Source organism: Armatimonas rosea (genome assembly GCF_014202505.1).
Lineage (GTDB): Bacteria > Armatimonadota > Armatimonadia > Armatimonadales > Armatimonadaceae > Armatimonas > Armatimonas rosea.
The window spans coordinates 1-17980 of the sequence record NZ_JACHGW010000004.1 but is presented as its reverse complement, the minus strand read 5'-3'; the positions used below and the strand labels follow the sequence as shown (position 1 = coordinate 17980).

Here is a 17980-nt window from a genome sequence, read left to right as displayed (position 1 = left end):
CTTTGGCGTCCCTGATCCGGGGCCACCCACGCAAGAACCATTGTAACACCGGACACAACAAGTCCCAAGACCAGGCCGAAAACGCCGAGACGGACGCCCACACTTAACCTCTGTGCCACAAGTGCAAACACACGGATAATCGACGAGAGCCACAAAACACCTCAACTCCATGGGGAAGCATGGAAAAACTTATACATGCCAACAGACAAATCAATAAAAGCCAGCAAACTACAGGCACCCGTACTGAACACCCAGGAGACACAATCCGCATTTTTCGGGGGGCTAGGTTTCGCCTTCAAGCTAGGAGCACCAGTACTGCTCTTTGCCATCCTGGGCAGACTAGCTGTAGAAAAAACCCTGAGGAAGATCGGGAAATAACCTCCTGCCCTGCGGGCCATCGGAAGCGGATTTTTTTGCTATTCCGTGCGCCGAGCAGCTCCCCCCCGGCATCGAGGGGGAACACACAAAAAAACCGCACTAAGTTACCGCCTGGTCGAGACCTCGCGCCCGTTTCAGGAGCTCGCGGAAGTCACCACCACCAGACGAATGGGAAGGGGGATCGAGAGGCGCAGGAACCTCCCACCCCCCCGGATCGAGGGCAGGAAGAGGCGCAGGAACGCCTATATCACCAGGCCGATAGTATCGAACACCACCGCCGGGCAGCTCCTCCCGCAACAGGCCGAGAGTAGGAAAAAACTTGGATGGCTCTCTATCGGCGAACCGTTCCGGGAACTTCTCACGAAGGCACCGCAACTGCTCAGGCCGCACCGAGATTGTCAGATCATGAGGCCCCCAGTTGGGCAAGACCAGGCCGCGTTTTGTCGCCAGAGCGCCCAGGCCGTAGCCTTTTCCCGTCCTATCGCCCACCTCCGCGAAAGTCTGGTACAGATCAAAGATACTAGGCTCCACCCAGAACCAATAGTACAACGGCTTCCCCTTCATATCATCCGCGTCATAAGACCGCTGGAGTATGAGAGAGGGCATGGTAGGCACTATTGTATATTTATAACAGAACCTATATTCGCAAGTGTTATCGCGTATTTCGTTCCATACCCTAGTATGTCTATATGTCCACCAAATATTAAGACCGTTTCTCCTATCCTGAGTAATTAAACGGCGAAAAGATCGCGGAATATCTTTATGTTCATCCGCTGGCAACCATGCGCCTAATTCATCTAGTAATAATTCACAGTCACGAGCTTTTAAAACCCCTTCAACATCGTATACATAATTCTCAGCCCAGCTTTCCCCGAAGGTTTCAGGATCATAGGGGACATATTTCCCCGTCGAATTATCAAATTTAAGGCGCAAATCAACTAAAGGAGTATTTGACCATATAGGCCGACCTTCTTTGTACTTTTTCCACAAACGCGCCACGGTGGACAGAGTTTTACCCCGCCCACCAAGGCCAACAGTAGCAAATACAGACATTTTACACCTACGGAATCACAGATATAACCTGCTCGACTATCCATTTTACGACACGATAGCCAAGAAGAGCCCCCCAAAGGGCAAACGTGAGCGTGACAACTTGAAATAATTCATGTATAGGTAAAATTGCGTCCCATCTTGACAACTCATATTTAATTCCGTCCACTACACCCGATGGTAATTGCCAATCCCAAGCAGGCAACCACCCACGAACGGTAGAGAAGAACGCGTTAAGCAAGTCCAAAAGTGCATTAGTTATCATTTTAAGCCTTCCATTTTGGCGACAAGTATTTATATACCCCGAAGATCGCCCCCGCCCAGACGACCAGGCCGACCAGGACACGCGCAAAAGCAAGCGCACCCCCACCGAGAGAACCCCGTCCCCCGTCAGCATAAGGAGCGCCCTCTGTCTTGAGTGGCCTAAAATCTAGCTTGGATGCGCCCAGGACACCAGAGAACTCCCACACAAGACCATTGTATTTAGATTCGTCATTAGGGAACGTAGCAACACCCCAAACAGTTATAAAACCGTTAAAGAGCCCAAACGGCCCCCAGCTCTTCCAAAAATCTAAGTGTCCATGCATCTGCTCTAGTTTTTCGGCGTCAGGAGTCCATAAATCAGCCCAAAAGCCCGAATAATTGTCTGAACTATTAGAACTAGACTTTTCTCCGAATGTGGGAACAGAAGAAGGAGACAAGGTAAGTACGAAATCCTTGACAACTTCACCAGTTGGCCCTCCTGCGAACCCATCGGGTAAATTTTGATCCCTAGGAACGTCCCAGAAACCTTGTGCAGTACCGTACAGATACCGCGAGTCAGCATCTACCACAACAACCAGACGAATACCGACAGGTACAAGCAAATCAACATAACCGGAATCGTCAGTCACACCCCGTTGCCATGCAGGAACGGGGACGGTGGACATAGCCGGACAGACCGCCCGAGGATTAACAGAGAAATTTTTAACTGGTTTACCATCTAACTGGACATATACCCTTATATGGACGAGCTGAGGACACCACCAACCACGGTAAGAGCCTAGATTCCCGTTCCCCCTACTGTCTTGATGCGATGCGCGGGCATCGTAATATCCCGGAGGGAATTTACCAGATACTAAAGTAACATCGTAATTTATTCCAAGAGGCGAACCAGGTTTCCAAGTAGAAGATGCGGCATCGTATCGCGCCGATTCCGTTTGTTGGTACAAAATATTATTAGTTGGATGACTACCATCCCATAAATTAGTTAAATACAGGTCAAGATTCGCGCCGCCTGGGTCAGTAATAACCAAAGGCGGCATACCTACGAACTCATAACAGTTAGACAGGGCATACATTCCGGGACGCCCGTCCCCCATCGTCCTGGTGGAGATCGCAGGGAGAGGAGGAGAGGCCCCCTGATACTGCCCAGGCCCCGAAGCAGTTCCAGACGGAGAAGGAACCTCCCCCCAGGGTGAGCCGTCAGGATATGTGCCATGTTGCGCCCAGGACGCGCCAGAAAGCCCCAGGACAAGCCCCAGGAGTAGAAACCGGAACAACCGCCAACCAAGTAAAAAACGTGCCATTGTAGAACCTCACGAAACGAAGACAGGCCGCAATTTTTTGTAGAGCCCGAACAATGCCGCGCACCAGACGACCAGGCCGACACCTACCCGGATCACGGACAAAACCGTCCCACCAGGCCCCCCACGCCCCCCGGTGGGATAGTCGGGAACACCTGAGCCCAGCTCAGGCCGCAAGTCAATCGAGGATGACCCCAACGGCCCGACAATGGGAAAAACCAAACCATCGTACTTATGGTCATCCGAGACCGCTAATGCCGCATTATTCCAAATCCCTGCCACCTGCCCGACCAGGCCGAACGGCCCCCAGCTCTTCCAGAAGTCCCCATGTGATTGGAACTGCTCAAGTTTAGCCGCGTCAGGAACCCACAGCGACGACCAGAAATCAGGCGAGCTAGTACCAGTACCGCCAGAACCAGGCGAAGGAGTAGGAGAGGGAGAAGGCTCAGGAGTTGGCATTGTATCCGCGTTGAGTTGGGGACGAGCTCCTGACTGATACACGACGACCTTAACGGCCATTCCTGCCGGGCCTGGAGACTTCCACTGCGCCCCAGTAGCATGGAAAGGATTTTCCGCGACCCCTCCCCCATAGAGCCCCGGCGCGCCCTCGATCCGCACAGTGTTGGCGTTCCCCTCAGCTTCAGGGAAGACCAGAAGAACCTGCCCCGCAGAGTTGGTGATACCCGGCTTCCATGCGTCAGGATAGAACCCGTAAGGAGCCCACATGGAACACCAGGCCGCAGGAGTCACCTTACAGTTAGCGACAGGAGTACCGTTCTGGTCTACGACTTTCACGAGGACCTTGTAAAGAATCGGACAGTACCAACCGTACAAATACACCTGAGCTGCTATACCGTCGTTTCGACTCGATACGGCATCCACCCAGGCCCCGTACACACCCGGAGGACAGCCTAACTGTTTTAGAGCGAGACTCGGAGCAATGCCAACACCACCACCGACACCACCAACGCGCCAGTAATTCCCCCATTCAGGATCACTAAGCCAGTAAGAACGCTCCTCGTAATTGTACACACCGTTGAACGGTGCACCCGCGTAAGAAGTGCCTTTATAGTCTTGCTCGAAATAAAACCGGACACCCATCCCGCCGTATTGACCGCCCGAAATAGGGGGAGAGCCGTAATAAATCCCAATGTTCCCATAGCCACCCCACCCGGCACGCTGGTCACCTTGAGGAGTATCCTGCCCCGTCCAAGGAGCCGCCCAAGAACTAGGGTTTGACCCGATCCCCTGAGTGGCTAGCCCCGGCTCAAAAGGGGAGCTTTCAGGATAGGTGCCCTGCGCCCAGGCCGACCCGCACAAGGCCAGGACACAGGCCAGGACAAAGATTCTCATTTTGTCACCCGATCCAGGATAGTACGCACCAGGGCAATACCGATCACAATTGCCAAAATGCCAGTAATGAACGGCCAGAACTGCTGAATTATGCCCATAAAGAGAGACCACGCAGAATTTATCGGCGCGGAAAAGTCAGGGACATTAAAATTATTATTCATTTTTACTTTCTCCTAGACACATAGCCTTTTATCGTGTCAATACCCCACCCAAGAGCAAGACAGACGACGAGGATACCGAGGCAATAGGGCAAACATTGACCAAGAACAGCCCAGAGATAGGGCCATACTAAATCATACATATGGAAACCTCCAAAAAAAAGGGAGGCAGAATCACCCTGCCCCCCTTCTTTATGCGACCAGGCCCAGGTTAAACGGACTTCGCGCCACGCTTGACCAGACGCCACACGACGCCAAGCCCGAGCATACCGGCGAGGACCGCGAACGCCACCGGAGCGCCCGCACCCAGAGCCGAGAACACACCGTCCTTGGTGGACGTAGCCAGAGCGCCGTAATCAATCGTCGGAGAGGACGACTGAGCATGAGCACCAGAGGCCAGGGTAAGAAGGCCACCGCACAGAGCGGTAAGCATGAGGAAACGACGGGATGCAATATTTTTTTGCATAGTTTTACCTTTCAAACAAGTTAGTACCGACCATAGGAGGGATCGCGATCCGCTCTCCAGTCATCATAACAACGACGCAACCACCTAATAAGGATGTCACCACCAAGTATTGCCGCTACTAGGGCCGCAGTTATGGCGTTAGTCGTGTTAATAGAGCCGAAGATGCTAGAGACGACACCTCCCAAAATCGTAGGATAATCAATCATCCCACGACCCCCCTTTCAGGGATTCGCCTAGAGTGTCCTAAGACCTCCCTAGAGCGCTTGAAACCAGCTTACTTAGTACAGCAATACCAAACGCCGCACCGAGCAAGCCGATAAACTGTGACCACAGAGAACCATCCGGCAAGATGGAAAAAATGTGATCTTCAAGGAGTGTAGACAAGTCAGAAATCAACCGTCCCCCTCCTCAAAAACGAGATAACCAGGGTAGCACCACCCACCGCCGCAAGGTAGGCAACGAACCCCAAGGCCAAGGCATGGCCTAGTGACGGGATGACCATCAGATAGCCCTCCGGAGCGCCAGGAAGACGACGCAAAAGGCCAGGACAAAGAGGGTAAGCAGCTCGTAACGCTGGACGACCTCAGCCCGAACGAGTTCCAGGCGAAGAGCTTCCACCAGGGCAACGAGCTGCCCCCCTTGCTCCTCCGTCACGGCTTGCCGACCCCTACGGGCAAGTTCCCCGAGGCGATAAGCTCCGCGACCTTCTGAGCCGCCCCAGCTCGGAACGACAGACGCCGAGGCATGAGCACCTGCTCAGTACGCCCGTACTTATTCTTTTTCGGCGTGGGAGCGTACTCAAGATCATAGAAGCCAGGAATCTCCTTGATCTGCACCGCCTGGTCGAAGGGAAGCGATTCGCCCTCGATCACCGCGATACCACATTCCCCCTCCGAGTTCTCAGGGGGATCACACGGGATATAGGACAGCTTCAAGCTCTTCACCTGGTTTCCGTCCTGGCCCTTAAAATCGTTTTTCTTGCTATGAAGCACAAGCACTATGCTCTGCATTGCTGGTATTTTCCTTTGCTGTTATAGGCCACTAAGGCGTTTATGTGATGACTCTTTAACCTCTCGCCACCTTCGAGGACAAGGGAGGATATAAAATCCCACCCCAAGGCCGACGCATTAACGATAACGTGAAGAGTGGGAGCAACTTGGCGTTTTACCCACTGCTTCATTTTTTCAACGTCTACAATTTTGGGAGCAACCCCCAAACGGGACTTTTCCACGCGATCTATAAAGATTTTCCACCAATCAACCGTTTCACGTTTGTATTTATCGCTGGAAAGTTTAAATTTATCGCGTGATTCTGGCGTTTTAAAGTCCAGATACGACCACAAAACCGAGGCAACCGAGCGCATACCGTGTTTTATGATCTGGTTTACAAGCGCGTCAGCTCTTTCGTCTCGCGCCTGGAGTTCGCACCTGATCCAATCTTCAGGATCACCCTCAGCCTTCCCCCGTGCTAGTTGCTCCAAACCCTTGTGGTAGATCCTCACAAACATCAGCGATTGTCGAGATCCAAAGTAGAGCGTGTGACCCGTGGTAACCCCCTCGGAGGTGTAGCCCACTTCAGCCCTCATATCACGGAACCTGGTAGAGCAATCGCCAGAGCGGAAGGACTCTTCCATCCCCGTGATGGACAGCAACCCCGAGCGATCATCTAGGGCAACGTCGAGACGGGCGAATGTAGCACCATCCCGCACCAGCTCATCTAGGAAGGCTTCCCAGGCAGAAGCGCCACGCAGAAGAACATCAGGCCCACCAATCAGCCCCTCCTCCTCCAGTTGGCGGCAACCCTGCCCAGAGACCACCACAGAGACCGTATCGGGATTGACGTTCCCCCCGTGGTAGATAGTCACCTGCCCCCGCTTGAGACTCTGAGAGTAGCCGTAGCCGCCACGCTCCATGACCACCCATTCAGAGTCCAGAGTGGCCCCAAAATGAAGTTTGGCAAGGTCTAAAGCGTCATCCCCTTTAAAAGTCACTGTAGCCCAGTCCACAAGGGGAATAACTTCCTTTGGCCCCTTCGGGGAGCCCTTCGGGCTTTTTTCTGTTATCGCCCCCGTGTTACTAGTCGGGGGCGACAGATGCGCCTTGCGGTAAGCCTCACCCGCTCGTTTTCTCAGCGCCTCGGTACTGGTCGAGACCTCGCCGGTAAGCTCGGAGATAGTCACCTGCTGTCGGTAGATACCCGACAGCTTCGACTCAAGACCCTGCCGAGTGTCGAGAAGCTCACCCGCTGGAGTACTTCCGCGCTTCTTCCTGCGCTTCTGAGCGCCGAAGGGATCGAAGTCACCTGTCAATGTCACAGCGACCCCCAGACCAGGCCGCAAGAGCCAAAGGAGACAGTACAAGCCCCGGAGCGCTTCGCCGTGGCCGCGCCGCTTCGCTGAGCGCGTGCCACCGGGGAAGCGTCCGGGGAGCTGCTGGAGAGTGTCGTCAGCTCTTCATCGAGGAACGACAGGGGGAACTCATGACCATCGAGAACACAGATAGAAGCACCCGAGCTAGCGGGAAACTGAAAACGTGATATATTGCCCATTGCCTACTAGGGCATTGGGGGAACGGCTTTCTTCTCAGGGATGCACCGTTCCCCCTCCGCGTTTTTTGACCTCGTCTAAGATTTTCGAGGACAGAACAGGCCGCTTTTTTCACGTCTCCAAATTCGCGTAAATCAATACACGAAAATGATAATGTTTATTATGTTTCAAATCACCGCCGTGTAAACCAGCGTTGGTCTACGCCCGCTTCCATCACGCGGTCCCGTAGCTGCCCGCCGTGCTCGGAGAGATGGCGAAGGTTGAGGATCACATGGTCGAGTTTCGGCAACGTGTACCAAGGAATCCCACACTCCGGTGCGCTCAGGTCAATTTTGTCAAACTGCGTGTCGATGTGCGCGTCTACGAGCGCCCAGTACTCTAAAAGCTCTTCACGAGTGTACGGAGTCGCATCGAGCCGCTCGCGCTCCTGATCGCTCTCCACCTCATCGCGGTGTTTCTCCCAAGCCTGGAAGTCCGCTTCGGTGACTTCCAGGTAGAGATGCGTATAGAAAAGCGCATGGTAGGCCAGCCGCCAGAACTGCCGTGGCGGCGTTCCGCTATTCCAGATTGTCTCGGGGCATCCCTCCAGGGCGACGCGTAACATGTCCATCGCGGCATGGTACTGCCCTCTTAGTGCGAGTTTAAGATTCTCCAATGCTCGTGTCCTTCGTTAGGTATTGCTTCAAGTAGGCGTGGAATCGCTTCTGCCTGTCGAGGCGCAGGTCCGGGGGGCCGCCGCGGCTGAGCTCGTGGCTGGCTTCGGGGCCGTAGCGTAGGTAGAGCGTCTCTGCGGGGTTGGTGCGCTTGACCGCTCTAAAGTACTCATCGCCTTGGGAGATCGGGCAGCGCAGGTCGCCCTCGCTGTGGACGATCAGGACGGGGGTCTTGACCTTGCCGGCGTAGGTGATCGGCGAGTTGCGCCGGAAGCTCTCGGTATCGTCGGTGTGGTTGGAGCTAAAGTAGCCGTGGTCCTGCTGGCAAAAGTCCGACGTCCCCCCGAAGCTCTGGAGGTTGTAGACCCCCCGCTCGGCGATGGCGCAGGCAAAGCGGTCCGTGTGTCCGATAATCCAGCCCGTCAGGTAGCCGCCGTAGCTGCCGCCCATCACCGCGAGGCGCTCCGGGTCGGACCAGCCTTGCGCGATGGCATGATCGACTACCGCCATGCAGTCGGCCATAGCGGGCTCGCCCCAGTTGTCCTTGATCGCGCCCGTCCACGCCTCGCCGTAGCCCTTGGAGCCACGCGGGTTGGGATAGAGCACGGCAAATCCTGCGGCCGCGAGCGCCTGGTACTCATGAAAGAGATGCCAGCGCCCGTACATCAGGTGCGGGCCGCCGTGGATGTAGAGCACGGTCGGGTGCGGGCCGTCGCCCTCCGGGAGCAGCGCAAAGCAGGGCACGTCCCCCACCGAGAACGCCACCGGCTCGATAAACCGGACCTCCCGAGTGAGGGTGTCATTGTGCTGCGTGAGGCGCTTGCCATCGACATAGATATCCCCGGCATCTTGGCTGGTCAGGCGCAGGGTCGCGATTTTTCCCGCCGCAACGCTCACGCCCACCTCCGAGCAGCCCTCCGGGGTGAGTTTCTCAGGGACTCCCCCCTCCAGCCCCACCCGATAGACCCCGACCTCGCCCTTGTCCGACGCCACAAAAACCAGGCTGGTCTCGCTCTCCCAGACCGGCCCGATATCGCCGCGCCCGTAGACCTCGCCCAGCGCCAAGTCCCCTGCAGTCACATCCCAGCCCGGTGTCAGATCACGCGCCTTGCCCGTTGCGACGTTGACCACCCAGAGATGCATATTCCACGTCCCCCACAGCTCATCCGGGTGATCGTGGCCCAGGTAGGCGATGTACTTCCCATCGGGCGACCAGCTCAGGTTGCTCTTTGGCCCCAGCGGCCCCAGCGGCGTTTTCTTGCCCGAGACAAACAGCCCCACAGCTCCCGGCTGGCGATCGGGATCGTCGGCGATATTTTCGGTAAACGCGAACCGTTCCTCTTTCTCTGGAGACCAGCAAAGGCTTCCTCGATCTCGTTTTCCTGCTTTGAGAGGACGCTCCGGGTGCTCATAAAGGTACAGCTGAAAGGTTGCCTTGGGAAGCCAGCCGCTCCCCTCTTGTCGCCAGCGCAGGCGCTCGATCACGCGCGGCGGAGCGGACTTATTTTCTTTCTTACGTGCCTCGACAGCGCTCTCGCTCCACTCCTGGTCAGCGGGACGGAAGGTGAAGAGAATCTCTCCCCACTTTGGTGAGACCGAAATCTCCCCGATTGCCCCTTGGGGCAGCGAGGTGAGGATGAACGGCTCGCCCCAGCCTGCTTCCAGCTGCCAGATCTGTGGGCATTTTGCGCTATCGTTGCGCACAAAGACCAGGCTCTTGCTATCGGGGAGCCAGTGGTGCTGGGAGACACTGTTCTCGCCTTGCGTTACCTGGAGAGGCTGGGCGTCGGGCGTCTCGGTCGAGACCAGAAAGAGCTGGGTGATGTAGCGGTTCTTGGCTTCCCAGACCCCCTTCACGAGATAGGCGACCCACTTGCCATCGGGCGAGAGGTGCGGTTCAGACGGGGCGGCGAAGCGCAGGAGATCATCGATTGTGGTGAGACGTTTTGGCACGGGAGCATGGTACCCGATTTCCGCTCCCTACTGCCGCTGTTGCTGCGCCTCGACTACCTGGGAGCCTTGGGTCCACCACGCGCCGCGCTGCATGGTCGGGATGGGCGTCCCCGTGACATTCTGCCGGTAGTGCTCCGCCAGCTTCAGAAACTCCGCACCGTGGGTCTGGGTGGCGAAGGCACGCTTGGGGATCGTGATGCGCACCGCCGACGAAAATTGGATAAAAAAGTGCGTCTCCGTCTCGATCAGCTGCTCCACGGCGCTCCAGTAGTAGAGGTTCTCCGAGATCGGCCCCTTGGTCTTGATGCCCTGCGGCGTGAGCGCGAGCTCGTAGTGGCCAAAGAGTGCCCGAAAGTCCCCTTGATTGGTCTGGCGCTGGATCTGCTTGCGTAGCAGCCCGGGGATTCGGGTGAGATTGAAGAGAAGCGCCCCCCCGACCGAGGCAAAGAATAGAGCCGGCAGGTACCACTTAATCAGCAGGCAGGCAACCACCTCCACCGCGCAGAGCGTGATGAGCATCCGGTAGCGCTTCTGGTTCTTCTCGATGAGCCCGGACTGCTCCATGTAGTGCAGGTTCATGGTCAGCCAGTCGTCTTCGTTCAGGTCGTAGTGAACCGTCATGGGGTGGCTCCGATCATCTCCAGGGCTTGGAACTTGGGGCGCGGTGCTTGCGCGAGAATCCGTGCGAGCTCCGGCTCGGGGAGGACCAGTGTCCCAATAGCACCCCCATCGGACTCCACGGAGTCTAGGCGCACCGGAACGAGCTCGCCGTACAGCGCGACCGGGCCTGAGAAACGGACCTTGATGTAGTTGGGCGTGTAGCCCGTGAGGGTCGTGCCCTCGGGGTGCTCGACCAGAACGCTCACGGTCTCCCCGAGAGAGCGCTCGGTGAAGGCATGGTTGCTGGCATCGACCACGGCCTGCAGCTCGGCGTGGCGGCGCTTCTTGACCTCATCGGGGATGTCGTCGGGCAAGGTCGCGGCGTAGGTCTTGTCCCGCGGCGAGTAGCGAAAACAGTGGGTCTTCTGAAACCCGACCGCACGTGCAAAGTCGAGCGTGTTCTGGTGCAGCTCCTCCGTCTCGCCCGGATAGCCCACAATTAAATCCGTAGTGATCGCCACATCCGGGACGGCGGCGCGCAGCTTGGCGACCAAGGCCTTGTAGAACGCGGCATCGTAGGGTCGGTTCATTGCCTTGAGAATCGTATCGTCGCCGCTCTGGCAGCTCAGGTGCAGGTGCGGACAGAGGTTGGGGTGCGTGGCAAAGGCATCGATCAGGGCATCGCTGACCTCAATCGGCTGGATCGAGCTCAGGCGCACCCGCGCAATCCCCGGCACATCGGCCACTTTCAGCAGAAGCTCCGCCAAGTCCGGCCCACCCGACCCCGTGGCTTCGTCGTAGGCCCCCACACAGACCCCCGTCACCACCAGCTCCCGCGTCCCACTCTCCGCCAGCGCATGCGCCTCCGCGACAACGTCCTCCCAGTGCCGGGAGACCTTCACTTTTCGGGTGTAGGGAATCTGGCAGAAGCCGCAGAAGTGCGTGCAGCCGTCTTGGACCTTCAGCGTCGCCCGCGTGCGCCGCTCCCGCGCGGGCAGGACCGTGGCCGGCGACGACGAGTAGCTCAGAATCTCCGGCGCGTGCTCGACCACCTTGGCAAACACCCGCATCTTGTCCTCGTTGTCCACGAGCAGGGTCGCGCCCTCGACCCACTCGCCGTGATCGAGCACCTGCTGGCTATGGCAGCCCGTCATCACCACCACCGCATTGGGATTGGTCCGGCTCGCCTTGCGCGCCAGATACCGGGACTTCTTATCCGCCGCCGCGGTCACCGAGCAGGAGTTGATCACATAGACATCGGCGGGGGCGTCGAAATCAGTGAGCACAAAACCATTGGCGGCAAACTCTTCCGCGATCTTCTCGGTCTCGTACTGGTTGACTTTACAGCCTAGGGTGGTGAGGGCAGCAACGGGCATGATGTTCTCTCTCCCCGCACGGTAAACGTGGGGCAATTGGGCGTCGTGCCTCCGCCGCGCCTTCGGCGAATATTTACCGACGAGGCACGAGGAGGCGGCCGAAGGCCCCATAGCCGCACGTTTACCGTGCAGGCTAGCCCGCCGATCTCCGTCGAGGATTTCCATTCGGGCAAAACGATTATATCGCGGAGTCGGGTATACCCTCTCCATGAAAACACGCTCTCTTGGCTCGCTCCAAGTCTCCGAGGTGGGGCTGGGCTGCAATAACTTCGGCATGCGCTGCGATCTGGCGCAGACCCAGCTCGTGGTAGACGCGGCGCTCGACTCCGGCATCAACTTCTTCGACACGGCCGATATCTACGGCGGCACCAATAGCGAGGTATTTCTCGGGCAGGCACTCGGAAAGCGCCGTGCAGACATCCTAATCGCAACCAAGTTCGGGATCAAGATCGACGACGACCGACCGGGCGGTGCGCGGCCCGAGTATATTTTCAAGGCCTGCGACGACTCCCTCCAGCGCCTTGGCACCGACTACATCGACCTCTACCAGATCCACCGCCCCGACGAAACCGTGCCAATCGCGGAGACGATGGGAGCGCTGCGGGAGCTGGTGATCCAAGGCAAGGTGCGTGAGCTGGGCTGCTCCAACTTCTCGGTCGCGCAGCTCCGTGCCGCCGCCGAGAGTATTGGGCCGCAGTTTGTCAGTGTCCAGAACGAGTACAGCCTCTTTGCGCGCCAGCCGGAGACCGACAGTGTCCTCGCGGAGTGCGCCGCCACCCATGTCGGGCTCCTGCCCTACTTCCCTCTCGCCAGCGGCATGCTCACCGGCAAGTACCGCAAGGGCCAGCCGCTCCCCGAGGGCACCCGCATCAACGCTGAGTCCCGCTGGCTCACCGACGAGAACCTCACCAAGGCCGAGGCGCTCCTTGCCTTCTCCGAGGCACACGGCCACACGCTCCTAGAGCTCGCCTTCTCGTGGCTTCTCGCAAGGTCCGCGGTCTCATCGGTGATCGCCGGTGCCACCAAGCCCGAGCAAGTTCGTGCCAATGTCGCCGCCGCAAGCTGGCCCCTCACCGACGACGAGCTCGCCCAGATCGATGCACTCTTGGCGTAGGCCACCTAGCCTACCCCTGCCCCACGGCATGCAGCTCCTCCCTGAGATTCCCACTCCGGAGGAGCTGCGCTCTGTCTGGAACGAGAAGGCTTGGCGCTCTTACTCGGAGACGGAGCTTGACAGCGTCCGCCTCCCCCGCTCTCTGAAGGAGTTTTTGTGCTGGCCCGGCATTCCCAGTGCGCTTCGTGAGGGAGTTTTTTCGGAGGTACTTCGCCCAGACTTGACGACGACTGTCACGATCTTGGCCATCGAGCAGCACCAGGTCTGCTCGCGCGAAGGCTATCACCTTGGTGACTCGCTCTTTTTGGAAGCAGAGACCGGCTTTGTCTACAGCAAGCAGGGGGAGCTTTTCGGGAGGGACGGCCTCTACCACGGGATCGCGGAGGGCCTCCCGCAGTTAATCCTCTACGCCTACCTCATGGAGGAGGTAGAGGCCACGGAGGCGGATGGCTGGCGAACGTGCGACACGGAGGGAGCCTACCCTCCGCCCGACACCTGGCTTGAGGCGACACATGGCAGGGAGGCACTGCTGGAGTTCCTCGACGCGCGCATTCGTGATTCAGGCTACTTTGAGCTCTAGACAGTTGTCCGGGCTACGGTACAATACCGGCGTGACGTCTGATTTTCGCTACCATGTTGCTTCTCTTGCAGCGGTCTTTCTGGCGCTTGGGATTGGGATTCTCATCGGCACGGCGTTCGTGGGCTCGACCGTGGTCAACCGCCAGACCGTGATGATGAACAAGCTCAGTGCCAACTACGCCGAGCTCCGCAAAGAGACCCATGAGCGCGAGCAGACCGAGCTCACTCTCCAAGGGGCGGTTCCCCTCCTCGTAAAGGATGCCCTCGACCACCAGCGCGTCCTCGTGGTCCAGACCGGAGTGGGACGCGAGGCGGCGGACGAGACCCAGAAGGCCCTGGAGCTGGCCGGTGCGACCGTGACCCGCGAGGCGCTCTCCGACAACGACTGGCAGGTTCTGGTGCGGACCGGTGGGCTCCCCAAGCTCGTGGTGCTGGCGGGCGGCGAGAGCGAGGAGCTCGCGCAGAGCCGCGACCTGCCGTTTGTCAAGGCGCTCCACCAGACCGGAGTCCGTGTGGTCGCCGTGGAGCTCTACGAGACCAAAGTCACGCTGGTCCCCGACTGGAGCAAAGAGGCAGACGCCACCGTGGACTGTATCAACCGTGCGACAGGCTGGCTGGCGCTGGTCGTGGCCCTGAACGGAGAGAATGGAAGCTTTGGCCTTAAGGCCGACAGCAAGACCCCGCCGCTCGATGCCCTGACCCGCGCGACACCATCCCCAGCCCCCACCCCGACGCCCGAGCCATGACCCTGACCGTCCTCATTCCCGCCTACAACGAAGCGGAGCGCATCACCGCGACGGTCGCGGTTGCCCTTGCCCTCCCCGATGTAAACGACGTTTTGGTGATCGACGACGGCTCCACCGACGATACCACGCGCCGGGCGACCGCAGCGGGGGCACGAGTGCTCACCCTCAAGCAAAATGGCGGGAAGGCGGCGGCCCTCACCGCAGGTCTTCAAGCGACAACCAGCGAGTTTCTCCTACTCCTAGACGCCGACCTCGGAGCGACCGCGGCGGAGGCCAGCAAGCTCAGCACTCCCGTCCTCCAAGGCGATGCCGACATGACGGTCGCGCTCTTTCCCGTGGTCCCCGGGCGCGGCGGGGGGATGGGGATCGTCCTGCGGCTCGCGCGCTGGGGAGTGAAGCGCGCCACGGGAAAGACCATGCAAGCCCCGCTCTCGGGCCAGCGTTGCCTCAAGCGTGCGGTCTTAGAGGCAGCCCTCCCGCTCGCGGAGGGCTTTGGGATCGAGACGGGCCTGGATATCTCCGCCCTCAAGGCCGGCTTTCGCGTGCTCGAAGTCCCCACGACCATGGACCACCGCGTGACGCAAAACGACCTCGCGGGCCGCCTCCACCGGCTCCGTCAGCTCCGTGATGTAGCAAAGGCGCTCCTCCGATGATCTGGATCGCGGCGACCCTCGCCCTTCTGTGTCCTGTCTTTACGCGGATGCTCTGCGCGGAGCTGAAGCTGGTGCGCCCCAACTTTCAGAAGAAGCCGATACCCTCAGCGTCCGGCCTGAGCTTTCTCCTCCCCCTCGCCTGCTACCCGCTCCTCTGGCCGGCGATCGCTTTTGGGGTACTCGGCCTCGCCGACGATCTCTGGGGCAACCGCTCGGTGGGAGGATTTCGCGGCCACCTCAAGAGCCTGTTCACCGGTAAGCCCACGACGGGTGCTCTCAAGCTCTTCGGGGGTGGACTGATCGCCTTGGGCTATGCCTGGTTCCTGTTTCCGGGCAAGTGGCTCGTGGTCGTGGTCGCTGCAGGAGTAATCGCGCTCTCAGCCAATACCGTGAACCTCCTCGACCTGCGCCCGGGGCGGGCACTGTTTGGCTTCGGTCTTTTAGTCGTGCCCGCGCTCGTGCTCGCTCCCCGCTCGTTTCTTGACCTCTGGCCGTTGCTGATCGTGCTTGCCATCGAGTGGTGGGCTGATGCGCGGGCAAGCGCCATGCTCGGCGACACGGGCTCGAACCTCTTGGGCGCGCTGGCGGGAGTCTTTCTGGTGCAGAGCCTGCCTTTGGTCGGAATGGTAGCCGTTCTGGTTCTGCTCCTGGCACTCAATCTTGCGGCGGAGCGCGTCTCGATCACGGCAACCATAGAGAAGACCTCGTGGCTCCGCTGGCTGGACCGACGGCTCGGGGTACGCTAGAATCGCTCGGATTTACTGTATAATTCGGGCACCATGTCGACCGCTCGCTCCTCGTCCCTCCGTCTTGGCTCTCTGCTAAGCCTCATCGTCCCTCTCACACTGCTATCAGGCCCCGCCCACGCCCAAAACTCCCTGGCAAAACCTCTCTTCGCCGACGGCCAAGCGCAAGTGGTCCCGGCCTTTGCGACGCCTACCGAGTGGATTCGGGAGCACCTCTGGGTGGAGACCGAGTTTGACTCCGACAACGACGGCAAGCGGGACCGGGTGCATGTCGATGTTATCCGGCAGCGCCAGACCCAGACAGAGGGGCTCAAGGTCCCCGTGATCTACGAGTCGTCGCCCTACTTTGCCGGGACCTCGGGCAACTTCGACGTGAACTGGGATGTCCACCAGGAGCTGGGCACCGATCCTCCGCAACGGACCGCCCACCCCAATGTCCCCTTTAACCCCAACCGGACCAGTGTCTCAGGCTCCCTGGCCGCCACCTGGGTCCCGCGCGGGTTTGCCGTGGTCCACTCGGAGGCACCAGGGACAGGCCTCTCGCAGGGCAGCCCGACCGTCGGTGGCCTACCCGAGCGCCTCGCGCCCAAGGCGGTGATCGACTGGCTCAATGGGCGGGCGAAGGGCTACACGACTCGCGACGGCCAGACGGAGATTAAGGCGGACTGGTGCACGGGAAAAGTCGGCATGACCGGGACATCGTACAACGGCACGATCCCCGTCGCTGCCGCGACCACGGGGGTGAAGGGCCTCGAGGCGATCATTCCGGTCGCCCCGAACACGTCGTACTACCACTACTACCGCACCAACGGCCTTGTGCGCAGCCCCGGCGGCTATCTTGGGGAGGACATCGACTCCCTCTACGACTTTATCAATAGCGGCGATCCCGCCAACCGCGCTGTGGGCGATCGGATCTACCGCGATGGCCTCTTTGCCCAGAACCAGGACCGCAAGACCGGCGACTACAGCGCCTTCTGGGCCGAGCGCGACCTGCTCAACTTCACCCAGAACATCAAGTGCGCCGTCCTCATGGCCCACGCCTTCAACGACTGGAATGTCGTCCCCGAGCACAGTGTTCGCATCAGCCAGGCCATCAAGGGGCGCGTCCCCCTGGTGCAGTACTTCCACCAGGGCGGCCACGGCGGCGATCCGCCCCTGGAGCTGATGAACAAGTGGTTCTCCCGCTTCCTCTACGGGGTCGAGAACGGGGTCGAGAAAGGCCCCAAGTCCTACATCGTCCGCGAGCGTGAGCCCGGCGCGCCCCGCCCGGCACCCACCGCCTACGCCGACTACCCCAACCCCGATGCCAAGCCGATCACGCTCTTCCTCGCCACGGGTGGCAATACCACGGGTGCCCTGAGCCCCGTCAAGCCCGCAAAGCAAGCGACCGAAGCGCTCCTCGACGATGTCGAGCTCGCTGCCCCAGCCTTGGTGCAGACACCGGACTCCCCCAACCGCCTGCTCTACGCCACCCCCGAGCTCACGGCCCCGCTTCACCTCTCTGGGACGGCACGGATCACGATCAAGCTGGCATCGAGTGCGCCCGCGGCGAATCTCTCGGTCTACCTGGTGCAGCTCCCGTGGACCGCTGGGCCGATGGGGACCGCGAACCTCATCACCCGCGGCTGGGCCGACCCGCAGAACTACAAGTCCCTCACCAAGGGCGGCGACTACCACTCGATGACTCCCGGCACGCCCCTCAAGCCCGGTGAGTTTGTCACGCTGACCTTCGACCTAGAGCCCGACGACCAGATCATCCCCGCCGGTAAGAAGATCGGCCTCATGATCCTCTCCAGCGACCACGACTTCACGCTCTGGCCCAAGGCCGGCACCAAGCTCACGGTCGATCTGGACGCCACACAGATCACCCTCCCGATCGTCGGTGGCGTCCCTGCCTTCAAACGGGCTACCAGCTCAAACTAAAAGCACTAGGGCGTCGGGGGGGGGCCCCCCCGCGCGCGGGGGGGGCGCCCCCCCCCCCCCCCCCCGGGGGGCAGCGCGGGCGCCCCCCCCCCCGCCCCACCCAAACCCCCAATAGAATGAGG

The 17980-nt window shown here is 59.6% G+C and carries 18 protein-coding genes; 8 read left to right on the top strand and 10 right to left on the bottom strand.

What is annotated here, in order from left to right:
* Nucleotides 1-195 precede the first annotated feature (195 nt).
* On the top strand, nt 196-378 hold the full coding sequence (locus tag HNQ39_RS19465; protein ID WP_184200536.1) for a hypothetical protein: 183 nt from the start codon (nt 196-198) through the stop codon (nt 376-378).
* A gap of 99 nt (nt 379-477) precedes the next feature.
* Here the strand turns inward: HNQ39_RS19465 and HNQ39_RS19460 are convergent, their stop codons facing one another.
* From HNQ39_RS19460 to HNQ39_RS19435, 6 genes are all read right to left on the bottom strand, one after another.
* Nucleotides 478-1431 (bottom strand): hypothetical protein, encoded by a 954-nt coding sequence (locus tag HNQ39_RS19460; protein WP_184200533.1) that lies wholly within the window; start codon nt 1429-1431, stop codon nt 478-480.
* Nucleotides 1432-1694: 263 nt separating this feature from the next.
* The gene (locus HNQ39_RS19455) at nt 1695-2768 is read right to left on the bottom strand and encodes a hypothetical protein (protein WP_184200530.1); all 1074 of its coding nucleotides are present in this window, start codon (nt 2766-2768) and stop codon (nt 1695-1697) included.
* Between the two features lie 1574 nt (nt 2769-4342).
* Nucleotides 4343-4507, bottom strand: a complete 165-nt coding sequence (locus HNQ39_RS19450) for a hypothetical protein (RefSeq protein ID WP_184200527.1) — start codon at nt 4505-4507, stop codon at nt 4343-4345.
* Nucleotides 4508-4715: 208 nt separating this feature from the next.
* Entirely contained in the window at nt 4716-4970 is a 255-nt protein-coding gene (locus tag HNQ39_RS19445; protein ID WP_184200524.1) for a hypothetical protein, read from the bottom strand.
* Between the two features lie 650 nt (nt 4971-5620).
* Nucleotides 5621-5980, bottom strand: coding sequence for a hypothetical protein (locus HNQ39_RS19440; protein WP_184200521.1), 360 nt, complete (start codon nt 5978-5980; stop codon nt 5621-5623).
* Complete coding sequence (locus HNQ39_RS19435; protein ID WP_184200518.1) at nt 5968-6975, bottom strand: replication initiation factor domain-containing protein; 1008 nt, start codon at nt 6973-6975, stop codon at nt 5968-5970. Before HNQ39_RS19435 ends, HNQ39_RS19440 begins: the two co-directional genes overlap by 13 nt.
* A gap of 87 nt (nt 6976-7062) precedes the next feature.
* Between HNQ39_RS19435 and HNQ39_RS19430 the strand changes: the two genes are divergently transcribed.
* Entirely contained in the window at nt 7063-7368 is a 306-nt protein-coding gene (locus HNQ39_RS19430; RefSeq protein ID WP_184200515.1) for a hypothetical protein, read from the top strand.
* Between the two features lie 319 nt (nt 7369-7687).
* Here the strand turns inward: HNQ39_RS19430 and HNQ39_RS19425 are convergent, their stop codons facing one another.
* From HNQ39_RS19425 to mtaB, 4 genes are read right to left on the bottom strand one after another with little or no spacing between them, the layout of a single operon-like run.
* Nucleotides 7688-8125 carry a DinB family protein gene (locus HNQ39_RS19425; RefSeq protein WP_184200512.1) on the bottom strand — a complete coding sequence of 146 codons (438 nt, stop codon included), beginning with the start codon at nt 8123-8125 and terminating at the stop codon, nt 7688-7690.
* Nucleotides 8126-8156: 31 nt separating this feature from the next.
* Nucleotides 8157-10121: a prolyl oligopeptidase family serine peptidase gene (locus tag HNQ39_RS30645; protein ID WP_184200508.1), complete on the bottom strand. Its 1965-nt coding sequence runs from the start codon at nt 10119-10121 to the stop codon at nt 8157-8159.
* Between the two features lie 27 nt (nt 10122-10148).
* Nucleotides 10149-10742 carry a YcxB family protein gene (locus HNQ39_RS19415; RefSeq protein WP_184200504.1) on the bottom strand — a complete coding sequence of 198 codons (594 nt, stop codon included), beginning with the start codon at nt 10740-10742 and terminating at the stop codon, nt 10149-10151.
* Complete coding sequence (gene mtaB, locus HNQ39_RS19410) at nt 10739-12097, bottom strand: tRNA (N(6)-L-threonylcarbamoyladenosine(37)-C(2))-methylthiotransferase MtaB (protein WP_184200501.1); 1359 nt, start codon at nt 12095-12097, stop codon at nt 10739-10741. Before mtaB ends, HNQ39_RS19415 begins: the two co-directional genes overlap by 4 nt.
* A 208-nt stretch (nt 12098-12305) precedes the next feature.
* Between mtaB and HNQ39_RS19405 the strand changes: the two genes are divergently transcribed.
* Genes HNQ39_RS19405 through HNQ39_RS19380 form a run of 6 tightly spaced genes read left to right on the top strand, consistent with a single transcriptional unit; the run spans nt 12306 to nt 17858 of the window.
* Nucleotides 12306-13211, top strand: a complete 906-nt coding sequence (locus HNQ39_RS19405; protein WP_184200498.1) for an aldo/keto reductase — start codon at nt 12306-12308, stop codon at nt 13209-13211.
* Between the two features lie 28 nt (nt 13212-13239).
* Nucleotides 13240-13791, top strand: a complete 552-nt coding sequence (locus HNQ39_RS19400) for a hypothetical protein (RefSeq protein WP_184200494.1) — start codon at nt 13240-13242, stop codon at nt 13789-13791.
* Nucleotides 13792-13822: 31 nt separating this feature from the next.
* Nucleotides 13823-14536, top strand: a complete 714-nt coding sequence (locus HNQ39_RS19395; RefSeq protein WP_184200491.1) for a copper transporter — start codon at nt 13823-13825, stop codon at nt 14534-14536.
* Complete coding sequence (locus HNQ39_RS19390) at nt 14533-15189, top strand: glycosyltransferase family 2 protein (protein WP_184200488.1); 657 nt, start codon at nt 14533-14535, stop codon at nt 15187-15189. Before HNQ39_RS19395 ends, HNQ39_RS19390 begins: the two co-directional genes overlap by 4 nt.
* Nucleotides 15186-15935: a hypothetical protein gene (locus HNQ39_RS19385; protein ID WP_184200485.1), complete on the top strand. Its 750-nt coding sequence runs from the start codon at nt 15186-15188 to the stop codon at nt 15933-15935. Before HNQ39_RS19390 ends, HNQ39_RS19385 begins: the two co-directional genes overlap by 4 nt.
* Nucleotides 15936-15968: 33 nt before the next feature.
* Nucleotides 15969-17858 (top strand): Xaa-Pro dipeptidyl-peptidase, encoded by a 1890-nt coding sequence (locus HNQ39_RS19380; RefSeq protein WP_184200482.1) that lies wholly within the window; start codon nt 15969-15971, stop codon nt 17856-17858.
* Nucleotides 17859-17980 lie beyond the last annotated feature (122 nt).